General features: G+C 62.5%; 19 protein-coding genes. 11 read left to right on the top strand and 8 right to left on the bottom strand.

Annotated features, from left to right (window positions below; genetic code table 11):
• Positions 1-125: 125 nt before the first annotated feature.
• On the top strand, positions 126-581 hold the full coding sequence (gene soxR / locus IV498_RS17080) for a redox-sensitive transcriptional activator SoxR (protein WP_330059817.1): 456 nt from the start codon (positions 126-128) through the stop codon (positions 579-581).
• A 169-nt stretch (positions 582-750) separates the two neighbouring features.
• On the opposite strand, the gene IV498_RS17075 is transcribed toward soxR, so the two are convergent.
• Positions 751-903, bottom strand: a complete 153-nt coding sequence (locus IV498_RS17075) for a GNAT family N-acetyltransferase (protein WP_269048287.1) — start codon at positions 901-903, stop codon at positions 751-753.
• Between the two features lie 485 nt (positions 904-1,388).
• Between IV498_RS17075 and IV498_RS17070 the strand changes: the two genes are divergently transcribed.
• Positions 1,389-1,970: a hypothetical protein gene (locus IV498_RS17070; RefSeq protein WP_269048286.1), complete on the top strand. Its 582-nt coding sequence runs from the start codon at positions 1,389-1,391 to the stop codon at positions 1,968-1,970.
• Between the two features lie 762 nt (positions 1,971-2,732).
• On the opposite strand, the gene IV498_RS17065 is transcribed toward IV498_RS17070, so the two are convergent.
• Both IV498_RS17065 and IV498_RS17060 read right to left on the bottom strand, forming a co-directional pair.
• Complete coding sequence (locus tag IV498_RS17065) at positions 2,733-2,951, bottom strand: hypothetical protein (RefSeq protein WP_269048285.1); 219 nt, start codon at positions 2,949-2,951, stop codon at positions 2,733-2,735.
• Positions 2,952-3,235: 284 nt separating this feature from the next.
• Positions 3,236-3,817 carry a helix-turn-helix domain-containing protein gene (locus IV498_RS17060; protein WP_269048284.1) on the bottom strand — a complete coding sequence of 194 codons (582 nt, stop codon included), beginning with the start codon at positions 3,815-3,817 and terminating at the stop codon, positions 3,236-3,238.
• Positions 3,818-3,953: 136 nt separating this feature from the next.
• On the opposite strand from IV498_RS17060, the gene IV498_RS17055 reads away from it, so the two are divergent.
• From IV498_RS17055 to IV498_RS17040, 4 genes are all read left to right on the top strand, one after another.
• Positions 3,954-4,772 carry an EamA family transporter gene (locus IV498_RS17055; protein WP_269048283.1) on the top strand — a complete coding sequence of 273 codons (819 nt, stop codon included), beginning with the start codon at positions 3,954-3,956 and terminating at the stop codon, positions 4,770-4,772.
• A 78-nt stretch (positions 4,773-4,850) separates the two neighbouring features.
• Positions 4,851-5,861 (top strand): proline dehydrogenase family protein, encoded by a 1,011-nt coding sequence (locus IV498_RS17050; protein ID WP_269048282.1) that lies wholly within the window; start codon positions 4,851-4,853, stop codon positions 5,859-5,861.
• A 210-nt stretch (positions 5,862-6,071) separates the two neighbouring features.
• Positions 6,072-6,821 (top strand): sulfite exporter TauE/SafE family protein, encoded by a 750-nt coding sequence (locus IV498_RS17045; protein ID WP_269048281.1) that lies wholly within the window; start codon positions 6,072-6,074, stop codon positions 6,819-6,821.
• A gap of 349 nt (positions 6,822-7,170) precedes the next feature.
• Positions 7,171-7,965, top strand: coding sequence for an ArsR/SmtB family transcription factor (locus IV498_RS17040; protein WP_269048280.1), 795 nt, complete (start codon positions 7,171-7,173; stop codon positions 7,963-7,965).
• 378 nt (positions 7,966-8,343) lie between these two features.
• On the opposite strand, the gene IV498_RS17035 is transcribed toward IV498_RS17040, so the two are convergent.
• Together IV498_RS17035 and IV498_RS17030 are read right to left on the bottom strand one after the other, a co-directional pair.
• Positions 8,344-8,922 (bottom strand): NADPH-dependent FMN reductase, encoded by a 579-nt coding sequence (locus tag IV498_RS17035; RefSeq protein WP_269048279.1) that lies wholly within the window; start codon positions 8,920-8,922, stop codon positions 8,344-8,346.
• A gap of 6 nt (positions 8,923-8,928) precedes the next feature.
• Complete coding sequence (locus IV498_RS17030) at positions 8,929-9,423, bottom strand: DUF6069 family protein (RefSeq protein ID WP_269048278.1); 495 nt, start codon at positions 9,421-9,423, stop codon at positions 8,929-8,931.
• Positions 9,424-9,513: 90 nt separating this feature from the next.
• On the opposite strand from IV498_RS17030, the gene IV498_RS17025 reads away from it, so the two are divergent.
• Positions 9,514-9,975, top strand: a complete 462-nt coding sequence (locus IV498_RS17025) for a MarR family winged helix-turn-helix transcriptional regulator (RefSeq protein ID WP_269048277.1) — start codon at positions 9,514-9,516, stop codon at positions 9,973-9,975.
• A gap of 242 nt (positions 9,976-10,217) precedes the next feature.
• Here IV498_RS17025 and IV498_RS17020 read toward each other — a convergent pair whose 3' ends face one another.
• Positions 10,218-10,895 carry a Pr6Pr family membrane protein gene (locus IV498_RS17020; RefSeq protein ID WP_269048276.1) on the bottom strand — a complete coding sequence of 226 codons (678 nt, stop codon included), beginning with the start codon at positions 10,893-10,895 and terminating at the stop codon, positions 10,218-10,220.
• A 559-nt stretch (positions 10,896-11,454) separates the two neighbouring features.
• On the opposite strand from IV498_RS17020, the gene IV498_RS17015 reads away from it, so the two are divergent.
• A complete protein-coding gene (locus IV498_RS17015) occupies positions 11,455-11,919 on the top strand; it encodes a hypothetical protein (RefSeq protein WP_269048275.1) in 465 nt (154 codons plus the stop codon).
• A gap of 149 nt (positions 11,920-12,068) precedes the next feature.
• Here the strand turns inward: IV498_RS17015 and IV498_RS17010 are convergent, their stop codons facing one another.
• Together IV498_RS17010 and IV498_RS17005 are read right to left on the bottom strand one after the other, a co-directional pair.
• A complete protein-coding gene (locus IV498_RS17010) occupies positions 12,069-12,437 on the bottom strand; it encodes an aquaporin (RefSeq protein ID WP_269048274.1) in 369 nt (122 codons plus the stop codon).
• 214 nt (positions 12,438-12,651) lie between these two features.
• On the bottom strand, positions 12,652-13,218 hold the full coding sequence (locus IV498_RS17005) for a MarR family winged helix-turn-helix transcriptional regulator (protein ID WP_269048273.1): 567 nt from the start codon (positions 13,216-13,218) through the stop codon (positions 12,652-12,654).
• Between the two features lie 253 nt (positions 13,219-13,471).
• On the opposite strand from IV498_RS17005, the gene IV498_RS17000 reads away from it, so the two are divergent.
• The 3 genes from IV498_RS17000 to IV498_RS16990 form a co-directional block, all read left to right on the top strand.
• Positions 13,472-14,137: a hypothetical protein gene (locus IV498_RS17000; RefSeq protein ID WP_269048272.1), complete on the top strand. Its 666-nt coding sequence runs from the start codon at positions 13,472-13,474 to the stop codon at positions 14,135-14,137.
• 71 nt (positions 14,138-14,208) lie between these two features.
• Complete coding sequence (locus tag IV498_RS16995; RefSeq protein WP_269048271.1) at positions 14,209-15,132, top strand: S26 family signal peptidase; 924 nt, start codon at positions 14,209-14,211, stop codon at positions 15,130-15,132.
• Positions 15,129-15,864: LamG-like jellyroll fold domain-containing protein (locus tag IV498_RS16990; RefSeq protein WP_269048270.1), on the top strand; the 736-nt coding region annotated here is incomplete at its 3' end. The genes IV498_RS16995 and IV498_RS16990, both read left to right, overlap by 4 nt.

The raw sequence follows: 15,864 nt of genomic DNA, 5'->3' as shown, positions 1-15,864 counted from the left end.
CGACGGGCAACCACCGCGGTCAGTGAGCTCTGCAACCACCTCACCACCACCGAGACCCGCTACCCGGGCTCGAACCGAATCCTACGATTCGAGATCAAATGACGGCAGCGCCACTCACAAATTAAATGACCATGTCAGGAGTCCTGGGTCTGTCGGTGCCCACCGTGAGGTATTACGAATCTCGAAACCTCATCACATCTGAACGAACCTCCGGTAACAAGCGTGTCTTTCGCCGCTACACCCTGCGGCGATTGGCCATCATTGCCGCAGGACAACGAGTAGGCCTCACCCTGGCTGAGATTGCACAAGCACTGGCCGAACTCCCCTCAGACAAGGCACCGACTCAGGACGATTGGCATCAGCTCAGTACCCACTGGGCGCTTTTGGTGGCACGAAGAATCCGCCAGCTGGAAAAGCTTCAAGGATCACTCGACGATTGCATCGGCTGCGGATGTCTCTCTCTCAAGAAGTGCCACCTCTTCAATCCTCAAGACGAGGCAGCATCCGAAGGCCCCGGTTCACGCTGGGTTCGAAGGAGCTTCGACGACGGCGACGAAGACGGCGAGGATACTTGCGGCTGAACGCCGTCTCCTTCCGTTGGGTATCATCTGCTCTTGTACCCAAGCCTTTAGCTCCCATCGCGAGGCACCTCAGTGCGTCAGTGAACGTTCGGCTACTGGGACAGTCCCTCGTGTGTGATAGCTGGCCTTTACGGGCCTGGTGACGTTCACCGCTAACGTCGGCGCCGAGCTACTTGATTCGATGCCCGTCCCCGACGAGCGCCTCGTAGTTCTCCACGGTCGTGTCCGCCATGACCTTGGACAATCCGTGGTCAGCGGCGACGCCCAGCACGGCGCCGATTGCCTCTGCGGCGTAGCCGTGGCCGCGAGCCGACGGAGCCAATCTCTACGCAGCCGCCTTCGGGCTGGCCCTTGAAGCCGACTCCCCCGACGGCCCGCCCATCCGCGAGGAGACTGATCCGGTAGTAACCGAACGGCTGTTGCTCCCCGTGTTCTGCCGTGGTCAGAAGGAAGGCCCCGACCGCACCAACGTCGCCGTCGAACGGTAAGTCATCCGCCCACGCGTCGGCGTCTCCCGCCGTCCGGGCGGTGATGCGTAGCCCCTCTGCGGCGTCGATCGAGTGCAGCTGCAGCCGCGGTGTCCGGAGGTCTGTCATAGCGCCAGTAAAGCAGGTCACATCGACCGGTGCCATCGCGTTTCGCCTGGGCCGTCGCAAGGACGGCGGGATCATGAGAAGCCCGCGGCTTACTCAACGGCGGGCTCGGGCCAGGCCCGTAGCGGCACCTCGGGCAGCGCCGGTGCCGCAAGTGAGGTAGCGACAGCCGCCCACCACGGACCGTTTGCCGCATATACTCGCGTTGAGGACCATGCTCAACACTGACCGCATTCAGGTCGCAATGGAGGTCGCTTTGCCCCGCAATCGTATTCCACTCCGCGAACAGGGCTTCCGCATCTTCAGCTATTCCCTCGGACTCCTCATCGCAATCGCGATCATGGTCCTCCTTCCCGTCCTTTCCGGACGCGCAGTCCACCCGGGCGCCGTGCTGGTACTCGTAGTCATCGTGCTGGTATTCGCGGTGCCCGCAGTGCTGATAGGCCAACGAATGGGCAATCGGCTCACTGGTGACCGGGTCGAGGTCGCGCTCCGCAGACCAAACGGGGGCTGGCAGCACGGCCGTGTCACCGTCAGCCGCGCACATCTGAGCTTCCAGCCTTATCGTTGGCAAATCCGCATCCCGCACGGTCGCCCCATCGAACTGCAGGTCAGCGAACTCGGTGAGGATACGGGGCGGCGGCCCCCGCTACGCCAGATCTGGTCGATCAACCCACAACTGCGCATCATCGACGTGGCTACCGACCAAGGTCCCAAGGAACTCGCAGCCCTGCCAAGCCAGATTAAAGAACTGCGGGATCGACTCACCGATTCGCGGACTCCTGAGCCAAGCTAACATCACAGCGATTGGTTCCCTCTTGATGGTCGGGGGCCTTCCATTTAGAGCTGTGATCCAGTAAGAATGTGCTCCGCTGACGGTTGGGCTTGTGGAACGCCATCTCGATAACTACTAGCTGTTCATCCGTCGGCGGCTTTGCAGGGTCACGGGGATCGCGGCCGTGCTCTCGCCAGTAGTCATCTCGCTGCGATCGCACGAAGCGGACTAGATAGATGACGCCGATGATCACCGACGCGGACTGAATCGCCAAGGCCACCCAGATCCATGGTTCCGTTCTATGGAGGAAGATGCCTGCCCAAGTGGCCAGAACTCCCACACCCATGGATACGAGGGCCGACATCATCAGCTTCCGCTTACGAGTGCTCGAAGTAGCCATTTGGACGCTCCTCTCTTAGCGGAGGACTCCCCACTCCACTTAGCTCAGAGTAGCGGGACAGCGCATCGCCAGACTTCGGTTGAACGGCTCTCAATATCCGAAACCACCGAAAAAGTTGGAATACCGAGTAGAAGGAATGGACGCGACAGCAAGCCCTGAGCGTGCACGCACGGGTCGTCTATGACATAGGGGCAACACCACCATATCGCTCAACCGATGAATGCGCGCGAGACCCCGCAAGCCAGCCCTCCCTCGACTCCCTGCCCGTTGAGGCCGGATCGCCTCACGCTACGAGTCGTAAGACGGATTAGTATGAAGTGCCCCGCGCTTACGGCCCACGTTGGGCAATACTCCGGCGTCTTTCCGGTCAAGGAGTGGAATTTCTAGCGCCCTGCTTTGCCGCCCTCTGGCCCTGTACCTCCGCGCTTACGATTGTTGAGCCAATCCTCGCGGTAGACATCGACTTCACTCTTTTGCGTCCGGCCGCAGTCTGCTGCCCAGCCGATAACGAAATAGATCGCGACCATCCCTGGCGCGACCTGCCAATTGATCAACAAACCGGCCACTACACCGATCAGCACGCCAACGGCAACCTTGACCAACCACCGACCAGCTGTTCGTTGACCCTTAACTGTTGGACATGAGCTCACGGTACCCCGCATCCGCGTCTCTGCGCTGTGACCCGGGGCGCACTATGCGTAGACGTCTGCCCTCACGAGAAACGGTCCCGGTAGTGGTTCCCTTGTGGACGGACAGTGACTCGCTTCCTTGGCGGACCGCCTTTCGTCTCCTCCACTTTTTGGGCATCCATCCTGGCTGTAGGGAGGTCTTGGCTGTGCCCGACTTCTGGACAGGGGACGCTCTGGACGCCGAGGCCCGCAGAGAGTCAGATCGCGTCCCGTTCAGTGGCGGCTGGTTGAACGTTGGGTTCGAAGACCACGAGAGTGAACCTAGCGGTCAACGGGGCTGGCGCCTGCCCTTTATCGGATTGGGACCAGGCGTAGGTGTGCGGAAGTGTTCCGGTGAAGGAGGCGGAGTCCCCGGTGTCCAGGAATTCGGTGTGGTCCCCGACGGTCAGCCGTACGGCGCCCTCACGGACCTGGATGAGCTCACGGGTGCCGGGCGTGTGGGGTCCTCCATCATAACTGTCGCCGGGTTCGAGGGTCCAGTCCCACAGTTCCACGACGTTAGGCGGAGCGGTTCCGGCGACCAGCCGGGCACGGCCCCCCGCGTCACCTTGCCAAAGGACCGGACCACGGCTGTCCCTGCTGATTTCCAAGGTGGGCTCGGTGGTGATGGCCATCAGCTGCGGCAGGCCGAGGCCCAGGGCATCGGAAAGGGCCAGAAGGGAAGCAATTGTCGGATTGGATTGTCCCTGCTCGACCTGGACCAGCGTGCGGCGGCTCACACCTGCCTGCTCCGCGAGTCGATCAAGGTTCCACCCCTGGGCCAGGCGTGCAGTCCGCACGGCTCGCCCTATTGTTGCCGTCATGTCGTCGAGGTCCATGCCCCCATGCTAACCTTCCGATAGTGCATTCTAATGCACTATCGAATTACCTGAAGCCGCTCCGAAAGGCGAACCGGCTCTGGATTGGATTTTCTCCATGGGTATTGCGCTCTCACTGACGGCATCACTGTTATGGGGCACCGCCGATTTCCAGGCCGGGAAGGCCTCGCGCCGTCTGCCGCTGCTGACAGTCATGCTGTTCAGTCAGATGGCCGGCTTCTTGGGGCTTGTGCTCGTTCTGGCCTTCAGCCGACACCTCGATCTCGGAGCCGTCGGTTGGGGAATCGCCGCCGGCGTCACGAGCCTGGGCAGCCTTGCCTGCTTCTACCGTGCACTCGCCGTCGGGACGATGAGCATCGTCGCCCCGATTGTCGCGACGTCCGCCGCTGTTCCTGTTGTTGGCGGATTCATCCTCGGCGAACACCCCGGACCGGCGGCCATCGGCGGGATCGTCCTCGCCCTGGCCGGGGTAGTGCTGGCCAGTCGGCAACGGATCCATGCGCCGATCCGGGACCACCGTCTGAGCGTGGGGCTGGCCGTCGCCGCGGCCTTCTTCCTCGGCCTCCAGCTGGTCTTCCTCCACCAGGCAGGACAAATCGATGCCCTGACAGGGGTTTCCGCCAGCAGACTCACCAGCGTTGCCGTTTTCGCCCTGATCGCCCTGGTCCTCCGACCGGCGGTGACAGTCCGTCAGCTGTCCGGGGTCGCCTTCATCGGCGTGCTCGATACCGCGGCCAACCTCGCATTCACCCTGGCCACGCTGAACGGGGCACTCTCCACCGTCGCCATCCTCAGCAGCCTGTATCCCCTGGTCACGGTAGGGCTTGCCTACGTCCAGCTGCACGAACGGCTCTCCCGCACCCAACTCACCGGCGTGGCCGCAGCCATCACCGGTGTCCTCCTCATCGTCAGCTGACAACAGCAAAGACACGTCAAGGGAAATCCGCAGGCAGTAGGCGAATGCCACCACCAGAGTTTATGAAAGGTTTTATCGATGAGCATTCCACTACAAAACAACCGGACAGCAGCATCGCAGACACTGCGGGCGTGGGCGCTCGATGAAGATCTCAAACACACCGTGATGAGCAACCCGGCGCTGGCAGCCGTCGCCACACGTATCGCCCGGAACTATACCGCAGGTGACACGATCGCCGATGCCCTCGCCGCGGCACGAGCATGCAAATCGCGCGGTCACACGGTCAGTGTGGAGTACGTTGGCGAAAGCGTTCGTGACCCCGCGGTAGCTGCCGCGGAAACTGAAGTATTCCTGCAGTTGATCGAGATGATACGCGCCGTCGGGATTCCCTCCACTGTCTCCTTCGATCTCTCGCACCTCGGTTCCGTCATCGACCCTGCCCTGGGACTGGCCAACGCCCGCCGCCTGGCCGCTGCCACGGCGCCACTGGGAACCGCATTAATGATCTCGGCGGAGGGATCGGACCGCACGGACCTCATCCTCGACCTCTACGAGAAGCTCTCCACGGAGTACCCCCATGTGGGGATAACGCTCCAAGCGCGCCTGCACCGCACCCGGCACGACCTGGCCCGTGTGCTCAGATACCCGGGCACGGTCCGGCTCGTGAAGGGTGCCTTCCTGGAATCCGAGGATGTCGCCTACACCCGCGGCAGCCCGGAACTTCACAGCGCTTACCTCAATCTGGCGAAGCAGCTCATCGACGCCGGACACCCGACGGCGATCGCCACCCACGACCACGCCATCATCGAGGCGATCCGCGCCCGCCACGCAAGCGATCTGAGCGCCGGACACGTCGAGTTCGAAATGCTTCTCGGGCTCGACCCCGACAAATTGGACGCACTCCGCCGGGATGGCCTACGAACACGGGAGTATGTGGTCTTCGGCGGCGAGTGGTGGCTCTACGTCCTGAACCGGATAGCCGAAAAACCCGAACGCGTCTACGACGCACTCATCGCCGGCAGCCACTCCACCCCCCTGAGGAGACCGGCAGCGCAGACCGCCAATAGCCCGAGAACGAACGGCGCATAGCCCAGCGGATGAAACCCCGCCAGATCATCGAACTGAATTCAAGTCATGCTTCGCTTCGCTCCCCTCCCAGCCCGGCCCGGTCCCCGACCTGATCGACCACGCCGCCCACGAACTCACCGGCCCCTGACAACAAATCGGCTGGGCCGGGCCGGAAACACCTCGGACCCCGCCAATCGGCGCCGGGCGGTGAACCGCCGATAGGCTGGAGGCTTGTCTCTTTTTCTTCTCGCCTGCATCGGCTTGGTTGCAGGAATCGGCATCACCGCGGTGGGACCGGGCGGTGTGCTGGCCACGATCGGACTGTTCCTGTTCACAGGCTTATCGCCGGCAGTTGTCGCCGGCACAGCCATGGTGACACATGTGGCAACCGGCACCGTTGGATCGCTTGCATACCTGCGATCCGGTCACCTCCAAGAACGGCAGGCCGTGCGTGTCGCCGTCGTGCTGCTGGTCACCGCGGTCGTGGGAACGCCAGCTGGCGTACTACTCAACTCGGCCGTATCCGCCCGGGCATTCGGAGTCCTCCTGGCCGGATTCGTGGTGGTTGTCGCGGTGCTGGTCTGGTATCGGCAAAGCCGCACAACCAACGACGGCCTACACCCACGACATCCAACACCGGCGCTGATCGCAATCGGGCTCCTGGTGGCGGCCGCCAGCGCAATATTCGGCGTCGGCGGCCCACTGCTCACCGTGCCATTGCTCGTCGCCATCGGCACACCGATCCTGCCCGCGCTGGCCACGGCGCAAGCCCAATCGATCATCATCTCGATAGTGGGCAGCGCAGGCTACTTCAGTATCGGCGCGATCGACTGGCGCCTCGCGCTCATCGTCGGCGTACCGGAACTGTGCGGCGTTCTCATCGGCTGGAAAGTCGCACGCGCAGTGCCCGCCCGCTACCTCAAGGGGACGATGATCATCATCCTGATCGCCATCGCACCAGTTCTTGCGTTCAAGCACTGACTGACAACATACGGACCGAGGAAGCGCCAACCTCAGCCACTATCGGCGGGTCCCCCTCTCCGTCGCTTTGAGATTTGTGTCCCAAGGGGTTCCACTTACGGACACGCAATCGCAGTGCAGACGACTTCTGAAAATGACAATTCTGAAGAGCGCGAAATTAGGCGATGCGACGGCCGGTGGAGGACCGGCTTACGGACTGCCTGCTTGCCCCTGGCGGCTTCGGCGAGCCTCTCGAGCGCTACGGCGGACAGCTCTATCTCGTTCCTGGGACAGTCCCTCAATTTTCGTTCGCGGACGGCTGGTTCATCCCCCGATTGGATAGGCAGTCATTTAACTGCATAATGGTTGCATGACTGAAGTGTTCCGGGCTCTCGGAGATCCGACGCGCCGCGCGCTGCTGGACCGACTTCACGAGCGGAACGGCCAGAGTCTGTCGGAGCTTTGCCAAGGGTTGGGCATGGCGCGGCAGTCCGTCACCCAGCATCTGGGGGTTCTCAAGGACGCGAACCTTATCGCCGTCCTGTACCGCGGCCGGGAACGGCTGCACTACCTCAACCCCGTTCCGCTTCAGGAAATCCATGAACGTTGGATCAGCAAGTTCGAACGACCGCGGCTGGACGTAGTCAATGCCATCAAGAAACGAGCAGAGGACACCGCAATGACAAAACGTCCCGATTATGTCTACGTCACCTACATCGGCGCATCAGCCGAAACCGTATGGGACGCACTGACAAGCGAGGAACTGACCGCGCAGTTCTGGGGCCACAGCAACGTCTCCACCTGGGAACCGGGCCAGCCCTGGAAGCACGTCCGCACAGACGGCTCCGGCATCGCCGACGTCACCGGGCGCGTCGTGGACAGCGAACGCCCCACTCGACTCGCGATCACTTTCGAGGACCCGGGCACGGGGACCGCACCCGCTTCACTGGTCACTTTCACGATCGAGGAATACAAGGACATCGTGAAGCTGACGATCGTGCACGAAAACATTCCCACCGCCGAAGACGCAGAAGCCGCAGCACTCGGCTGGGCCGCTGTCGGCTCCAACCTCAAATCGCTGCTCGAGACCGGCAAGGTCCTGCCGCAGGCCCCCTGGGACATGCACGCCCCGGTACGCGATGTCCAAATGCGTTCCAACAGCTGACCTGCACGGACGCGGATCGGAACTCCGCGCGGCTTGAACGCTCCAAACGCGGGTGCGGCCCGCCGGCGCGCCTGAACGCGCAGGGCTCGACTCCAGCAGCGTACCCGCGGGTGTATCCCACCATGCGATTCTCTCGAACCATTGGTGGGCTTCCGTACCGCGCGAGCTAAATAAGGCTGCGACACCCGACGTCATCGTTGGCTACTGCACTGTGCCCGTTTAGGGATCGGCTAACGGACATTAAGGGTGACACTTAGCGCTATGATCCACACCGGAAATTTTGGGTGTTACTTGCGCCTGCGCGGGACCGTCCAATGGGAGCAATGGGCTCCGCTAATCGAGCTGCTCCGGCGGCGGCGTATCGAGATCTTTGTGGTCTCATTCTGGGGCGGATGTCGCTTGGCGCAGAGGCTGAAGTGCGGCGGCCCACGCGATGACCTGGTCGAACAACGGTGTGAGTGATTTGATGGCACCCTGGTTGGGCGTGAAGTCGCGGCCCTCGAACTGGCGGTCAAACGGCAGGAGGACCTGTGCGCGCACATCGGCCATCTGGAGCTCGGCCGCGATCAGCCGAAGATGCTCGACGGCGCGAGTGCCGCATGCCACGCCATAGCTGACAAAGCCGCATGCCTTGTCGTTCCACTCGGCGTAGAGGAAATCGAGGGCATTCTTCAGGGCGCCGGGCACGGAGTGGTTGTATTCGGCGGTGACGAATATGTAGCCATCGAAGCGGGCAATGGTCGCAGCCCAGGCCTTGGTGTGGTCGTTGCTGTACCGGCCCATCATGGGCGGCTTCGGCTCGTCCAGCAGGGGCAGGCCCTGATCGGCCAGGTCGATGAATTCAAACTCGGCGTCAGCGCGCTGGCTTGCGTGTTCGTATACCCAGTCGGCCACTCCCTTGCCCAGTCGGCCGGGACGTGTGCTGCCCAGGATGACGGCAATCTTTGGGACCGGCATGGCTTTTCATGCTCCCGTCCGGGTCGGCCGCTTTTGGATGGCCTTGCCCTGCCCGGCCGCGCCTTGACCGGCCGTACCGCGCGCGGCCCGGGGCAGGCCGGCGATCAGGACTCCTGCCACGGCCAGATGCATCAGGCACAGGGTTGTTTTCACGGTTGCTGTGGTCCCGCCAACAAGGGGCCCGGACAGTGAGAGAACGAGCACCGCGATGGCGATGGCTCTCCACAAGGTCAGGCCGGTCGTAAGGAATCTCCTGAGCGCCCACAGCAGGACCCAGGCGATCAGCCCGGCGCCTACCGGGACCGCCGCGACCGAAGCCGCCGACACAGTCTGCGGTGGCGCGCCGGTAAATTCGACAACCAGCGGGATGGCCAGGACGGGCACCGCGATGACCCAGATCAAGAGTGAGACCAGGGCCGACAGCAGTATCCACCCAAGTGACGGGATCGGGTGCCAGCTGACGCCGCTGTGCTTGCCGGCACGCTCCGAGATGATGCCCACATCTGCCTCCTGAGTCGATCCTTGATATAGTTAGGCATCTAACTATATCAATGATGTTAGACGCCTAACCAATCGCTGACAAGGGGTTCGATGGACTACGAGCAGGCCTATGCACTCAACCGGGCCCTCCGGACGATTGGCATGCGCCACCGCCTCCTGGCCGCTACCGAACTGAACCGCCTCGGCCTCTCGATAGGCCAGGAGTCCCTGATCATGGAACTGGCAAAACAAGGTCCCCGAACCCAGGCGCAGCTCGCCACCGCAGCCGGCTGTGAACCCCCGACCATCACTTCCGCCGTGCAGAAGCTCGAGGCGCTAGGGCTGGTCAGCCGGCACCCATCCACCGAGGACCGGCGCGCAACGGTCGTAGAGCTGACAACCGAGGGCGAGGCGCTGCTCGAAGGGCTGTCAGCTGCCTGGATCCACCTGGCCGAGTCGACAGTGGCCGGGCTGTCCCGTACCAGGGTGGAAGATTTGATCGAGGCCCTGGCTGACCTGGCCGCGAGTCTGGAGACCGCTTCCCGCGATCTGGACCCCCGCAGGCTTACCTGACCCCGGCGTAGCCCCAATAGCGCCGCACGGGGAAACGCCCGCTTACCCTTCCCCTGATGGACCTAATCCAGAGTAGTGATTCGAGCCCAAGTTGCTGTTGCAGACGGCATTGTTCGTGCGGATCGGGCATGACACGATTGCAAAGTGACTACACTCTGGACGAAGCGGCTCGTGTCGGGTCAGGGTACTGCGACAGAAGAGACCCGGCGAAAACAGTCGGGTCTGTTCTGAATGACCGGTGCTTAGTTGATGGTGCTGGCGTCGGGTTGAGGGGGTGCGGCGGTGGTGCCGGTGACTCCCACAGGTGTCGGGGCGATGTGAAGTCTCGTGGAGAACGCGGCAATGAGGGCGAAGAGGAAGGCTGCTGCCGCGATGGCCAGCGACGTGACGGCGACGGTTCCGTAACCGCTGACCTGGGGGTCCAGGAATGGGTAGGGGTACCAGTTGACGATGGGACCGCGGATCAGGCTGTATATCAGGTAGAGCAGGGGGAACGCGAGCCAGATCAGCGAGGTGCGGACAGGGACCCTGGTTTTGGGCAGGTCAATAAGCCAGTCGATCACCATGATTGTCGGAATGGTGTAATGCAGCACGACGTTGATCCACGGGATCGGAGTGTTTACGTCGATGTTGCTCAGCAGAAGGTTGTAAACGATCCCCGTGATGGTCATGTAGATGGTCGCAGCTCCGCGCAGGAGTTCAAGCCAGCGGGGGCTTTCGCCTGTCCACGAGTACCCGCCGGCGATCACCAGGGTGATGAAGGCGATGATGTTTGATTCGATGGTGAAATAGCTGAAGAAGTTCCCCGCGGAGGCGCCGGGAACATTCTGGAGCAGGTGTGTCAGCTGGAAAAGTACGGCCAGGAATCCGAGCAGGGCAAACCAGAACCTGATGAGCGCGAGCCCTCGATTGGGTGTCATACAGGGATCCTATGGGGCCACGGATGTCGGGTTCGTGAGGTTGGCGTGTCGGCGCCGGGTCAGCGTACGACCCGAGGCGGTGCTTGTCGCCGGTGGCCTGACTCCATAGAGGTGTTGTTCCCCCTGCATCCGCTCAGTTTTCCACCTACGGACGGACTTTGGCCAGCTTCCACCGACAAGCTCCGTGCCAGTGGTTACCTGGCGTCGGCGAGGCCTTTACGTACGATTTTTTTCCGAATTTCTGATCAGATCCCTGTATAGAGATCTACTGGACGAGCCCACAGCGCTCAAGCCCAAGAGATAAACCGGGGGACTGCGTTAGCGGGCACAGTGTGTCACCGCAGGAGCACAGAACACAGCAGTTCCCCGACGCGGAGATTACTGGCCGTGCGTCGAGCGGGGCTCCTGCCGGCCATCCGAACGCTCCGTCGTAACGAATTGCTCATATCGCCGTGACCCAATCAGCGTGAGCCAAGCGCCGTGATCCGCCAGCTGCGAGCATCATTGGCCTTGGGCCCCTCCTTAAGGCCAAGCACCGCCACCCCGATCGGAGCCAGACATGACAGCAGAAACCACAGGCACGACCACCCAGCCGACCGTCACCCGTCCAACACGGTTTGGGGCGTCGTTTAAACATCCGCTGCGGTGGCTTCCCGCTGCCGCGCTGGTCATAGCAGGCGCGGCTCACGTTCCCGTCATTCCGGCTCACCTCCACGAGGCGCCCTACATCGGGATCCTTTTCATTGTTCTTGCCGTGGGCAGCCTTGTCCTAGCTGGCGTGATCACTTTTTATGATGTGGCCGCGGCCTACGTCCTCACCGCCGTGATGATGGCCCTGGCCCTGGTCGCCTACATCATCTCGCGCACGTTCGGTCTGCCCCTGATAGGCGATGACGTGGGCAACTGGCTGGAACCACTCGGAGTGGTCGCCGTCATCGCTGAGCTCGTAGCCTGCGTGGCCGCCATCGCCCTGAGCCGCAAATTCGCGCGTCAGCACGGCCCCCACACCAGCCCCGCAACCTGAGAGCACCACGACCCCACCCACTCAACCTGCCAGCAGGCCGCCACGACGTGGTCGCCGGGTCTTCATGGGGCTTACCACCCCTCGTTACCCCGGATCGGGTGCACTGCCAGCGGGTGGGATCGGCCCATAAAAGGCCGGTCGTCGGGCTTTCAGCCCTCGGAGCCAACGTCGGTGTCGTGACCGGTGGCCAGGCCGCGGTCACCTGCGGACTTACCGCCCTGCGGGTCGCCGTGCTCCATCGTGGGGGCTGTGGCTTTACTGACGACTTTGGTGTAGAGCAGGGCGGCCAGGATACCGCCGAGAATGTCGGCCAGCACATAAATCCACAGTGAGTCATACGTGCCGGACATGATTGCCGGGCCCAGGGCCCGGTCCGGGTTCACGGCACCGCCGGCCGGAGCCGAACGGCGTCCACCCAAGGCCGCCCACGGTCCGAGAACCGTGGACCGGATTTTTCCAATACCAGATACATGGGCCGCAGATATGGCGTCCTTGGCTGACACCCTGATCTGAAACACCGTCGATACCGCATTCCGGACCCAGAAGGTGGTACTGCGTTTTGCCCGACCGTGCACAAATTCACCTCCAAACATCCGCAGTATGGTCCTGATCCCCGCCGACCACCGCGGACTCCTGCAGCAGCCAAACCGTTCGCAGGATCTGGAATGCCCGTCGGGCCCAGTGCCGAACATGACCGTCCCACATAGTCTCCGGATCGGCTGCGTTAGCGTTTCAGGAAGACGGTTCGTCCTGCGGTTTTTCTGCTGCTTTGTTGAGGGCGTGGGCTGTGGTTTCCATGAATTCAATGATGCCGGGGACAGCATAGTTCCCGTCCCGGGTCATGGTGGTGATGACTGCGGCGGCGAACTGTTCGTATACCCAGGCAATGGCGTGCTTCCCGGCCGGGGTCAGCTGCAGCAGCAGACTGCGCCGGTCCGCGGGGTTGGGTTTACGGACCAGGAAACCGGAGGATTCGAGTCTGTCACTCAAGGTCGTGATGGAACCGGTGGTCAGGTGCAGTTCGTGTGCGAGCTGCTTGGGCGTCAGCCCGTGGGCATCGGAGACGTGCGCCAGCGCGTTGAGCTCAACGACGCTGATTCCCAGATCGTTGGCGAGCCTGCTCCTGAGCTTGCCGTTACCGACGGACAGCCGACGCATCGCCCGAACAATGGCGCGCACCTGCGACCCAGGATCCTCCACAGCAAGATCCTCCACAGCGGGGTTGACCGTCACGGGAATCGCTGCCAGTGCGGGCGGGGTGAACGGCGTGGAGTCAAAGACCGGTACCACTGAGTTCATCAAAATCATCCCGTTCCCACAGAAAAAGAGCATTGCTTGAGCATCCAATCATAACGCTACCCGCCGATCCGGATAACACCCTGACACGCCAAAAATTTGGAGCAGTAAGGCGATTGCACCCATGGCGTAGATTTGTTTGATTCTCAAGTAATATCTGTTAGCCTTGGTTCTGCCACGGGGGGTGCGGAGTGCTGCAGGACGATGTACCACTGGCTTTCATCCTGCTTTTTCACTTTTGAAGGGTCTCACCTTTATGTCTGATCGCGCCGTCCACTCATCGCGCAAGCGCCGCCGTTTCACCCCCATTGCCCTGATCACCGGCCTTGCAGGTGTGGCCCTGCTGTCCCTGTCAGTGACAGGGACACTGTCGGGCTTCACGGCCAGCATCACCAACAGCACCAATACCGCCGGGTCAGGTTCCCTGGTGATGCAGGAACAAACCACCGGTGGCACAGCGGTAACCTGTTTGAGCACCGACGGCGGATCGGTCTCCACCAACACCGCCTCCTGTGCGACGATCAACAAGTTCGGTGGGAGCACCACCCTGGTCCCCGGCGGCCCGGCAGTGAACACTGCGATCACGATCAAAAACATCGGTTCCGTTCCCGCTTCGACCTTTACCCTCACCCCGGGTGCGACCTGCACACAGTCCAACAACGGCACCCAAAACGGCACCGCGGCGGATTTTTGCGCCAAACTCAAAGTCGTGATCACCTCAGGTGCCACCACGGTCTTCACCGGCACGGCAGCTACGCTCGCCGGCGCCGCCGCCGGGGCCACCTCGATCACGATGCCGCCCGCTCCCGCAGCCGGTGTCAGCACGCCGTTCAACATCGCGGTTTCCCTGGATAGCACGGTCCTCAACAATTATCAGGGCCTGGCTGCGTCCCTGCCCCTGACCTGGGCCTTCGCCAGCTGATCCGATCCCGCACGGGCAACATCACACCATCCTGGAGTGGTCCCAGCCCAGCACCAGATAGGTCTGCTGACATGACTCAAACCCCTCCGGAGGAACACTCGCCCGCCACCGATACTCGTCACCGCGGCGGCAGCCGACGGTTCATTACACTCCGTTCCCCGGGGGGGCACGGGTTCCTCGTTCTGATCACGGCCACGATCCTGGTCGGAGGGCTGATTGCGGCCGCCGTGGTTTTTGCTCTCACGGGAGGGCGTTGGTTCATTGTCGCCACGCCCTCCATGGGAACAAGCGCACCCGTGGCGTCCCTGGTGCTGACCACCAGGGATGGAATGTCACAGCTTCGTGCCGGTGATGTCATCACCTTCCACCCCCCGACCGCACCCGAAGAGGTCTACACCCACCGAATCCAGGCCCTCGATCCGGACGGCACGATGCACACCCAAGGCGACATCAACGGCGCCGCGGACCCCTGGGTGCTGCACCCGAACGATGTGATCGGCCGCTCCATCCTGCTGCCCGGACTGGGCTGGCTGGTCAAAGCCATCCCCATCCTCCTGATCGGGGTGGCCCTGCTCTGGATCCTCACCCGCCTCTACACCCCGCAGCGGTGGCGGCCCTCGCTGCGCATCACCGGCCTTACCCTCGTCATTGCCATCGCCGCCTATATCCTTAAGCCTTTTGTGGCCATCAGGGTCCTGGCGACCGGTCCCACCGACCACGGCGCCACAGCGGCCGTGGTGTCCACCGGGCTGCTGCCCATCCGCGTACACACGACCGGCGGTTCACATGTGGATCTGGTCAGCGGTGCCGTGGGTGAACTGTCCATCCCCTCCCTGACCGGGAGCGGGCACTATCAGCTCGCCTCCACCCTCCACCTCTCCCCTATCGGATGGATCCTCATCGGCCTTGCCTGCTCCCTGCCCCTGCTGTGGTGCCTCATCATCGGTCTGCCACCCACACCGGACAACGGCAAGAACGCTAAGACCTCCACATGAGAACCGGAGCACCCCACACCAGCCGAAAAGACGGTGCCCGTAGCGGGCGGACACGGCCCCTGCTCACCGTGCTGATCATCACCGCTCTGACCGGCCTGTGCCTGAACGCCCAAATGATCCCCTCCAGCTCCGCCGGGTACCTGGCCAAGATCACCAACACCACCAACAACGCCGGCAGCGCCTCCTACTTCCTGTGCACCGATATCGTCCGCTCAGATATCAGCACCGCCGCGTTCGCCTACCGCCTCAACGAAGCCACCGGATCAGCCTCTGCCGGGGACTACTCCAACAACAACACCCCAGGCACCTACCAGGGCTCCATGGTCAGCGACACCACCCCCAGACTCCCCTGCCCCCGCGACGTCGGCGGCGCCTACCTGCTTAATGGGTCGACCAGCTACATCACCACCTCACCACTGGTGACCAACCCCACCGTCTTCACCCTGGAAATCTGGTTCAAAACAACGATAGCCGGCGGGAAACTCATCGGCTTTGGCAATGCACAAACAGGTCCGTCCACGTCCACCACCTACGATCGACACCTCTACATAGCCTCAACAGGACAACTCGTTTTCGGCGTCTCGGCCGGCTCCCCGAAAACGGTGATCAGTCCCAAAACCTACAACGATGGGTCCTGGCACCAAGCCGTTGCCACACTTTCAACAGCTGGAATGATCCTGTATATGGACGGGCAAAACGTTGCCGCCGATCCTGCAACAACGACCGCCCAGA

The sequence above is a fragment of the Paenarthrobacter sp. Z7-10 genome (assembly GCF_026932795.1).
Taxonomy (GTDB): domain Bacteria; phylum Actinomycetota; class Actinomycetes; order Actinomycetales; family Micrococcaceae; genus Arthrobacter_M.
This window is presented reverse-complemented; position numbering and strand designations above follow the sequence as displayed.

Excerpts from the sequence above, each read along its gene's own strand:
- soxR (WP_330059817.1), top strand. The coding sequence starts at position 126 with ATGACCATGTCAGGAGTCCTGGGTCTGTCGGTGCCCACCGTGAGGTAT.
- IV498_RS17025 (WP_269048277.1), top strand. The coding sequence starts at position 9,514 with ATGGACTACGAGCAGGCCTATGCACTCAACCGGGCCCTCCGGACGATT.
- IV498_RS17015 (WP_269048275.1), top strand. The coding sequence starts at position 11,455 with ATGACAGCAGAAACCACAGGCACGACCACCCAGCCGACCGTCACCCGT.
- IV498_RS17000 (WP_269048272.1), top strand. The coding sequence starts at position 13,472 with ATGTCTGATCGCGCCGTCCACTCATCGCGCAAGCGCCGCCGTTTCACC.
- IV498_RS17055 (WP_269048283.1), top strand. The coding sequence starts at position 3,954 with ATGGGTATTGCGCTCTCACTGACGGCATCACTGTTATGGGGCACCGCC.
- IV498_RS17070 (WP_269048286.1), top strand. The coding sequence starts at position 1,389 with ATGCTCAACACTGACCGCATTCAGGTCGCAATGGAGGTCGCTTTGCCC.
- IV498_RS17035 (WP_269048279.1), bottom strand. The coding sequence starts at position 8,922 with ATGCCGGTCCCAAAGATTGCCGTCATCCTGGGCAGCACACGTCCCGGC.
- IV498_RS17020 (WP_269048276.1), bottom strand. The coding sequence starts at position 10,895 with ATGACACCCAATCGAGGGCTCGCGCTCATCAGGTTCTGGTTTGCCCTG.
- IV498_RS17040 (WP_269048280.1), top strand. The coding sequence starts at position 7,171 with ATGACTGAAGTGTTCCGGGCTCTCGGAGATCCGACGCGCCGCGCGCTG.
- IV498_RS17005 (WP_269048273.1), bottom strand. The coding sequence starts at position 13,218 with ATGAACTCAGTGGTACCGGTCTTTGACTCCACGCCGTTCACCCCGCCC.
- IV498_RS16995 (WP_269048271.1), top strand. The coding sequence starts at position 14,209 with ATGACTCAAACCCCTCCGGAGGAACACTCGCCCGCCACCGATACTCGT.
- IV498_RS17050 (WP_269048282.1), top strand. The coding sequence starts at position 4,851 with ATGAGCATTCCACTACAAAACAACCGGACAGCAGCATCGCAGACACTG.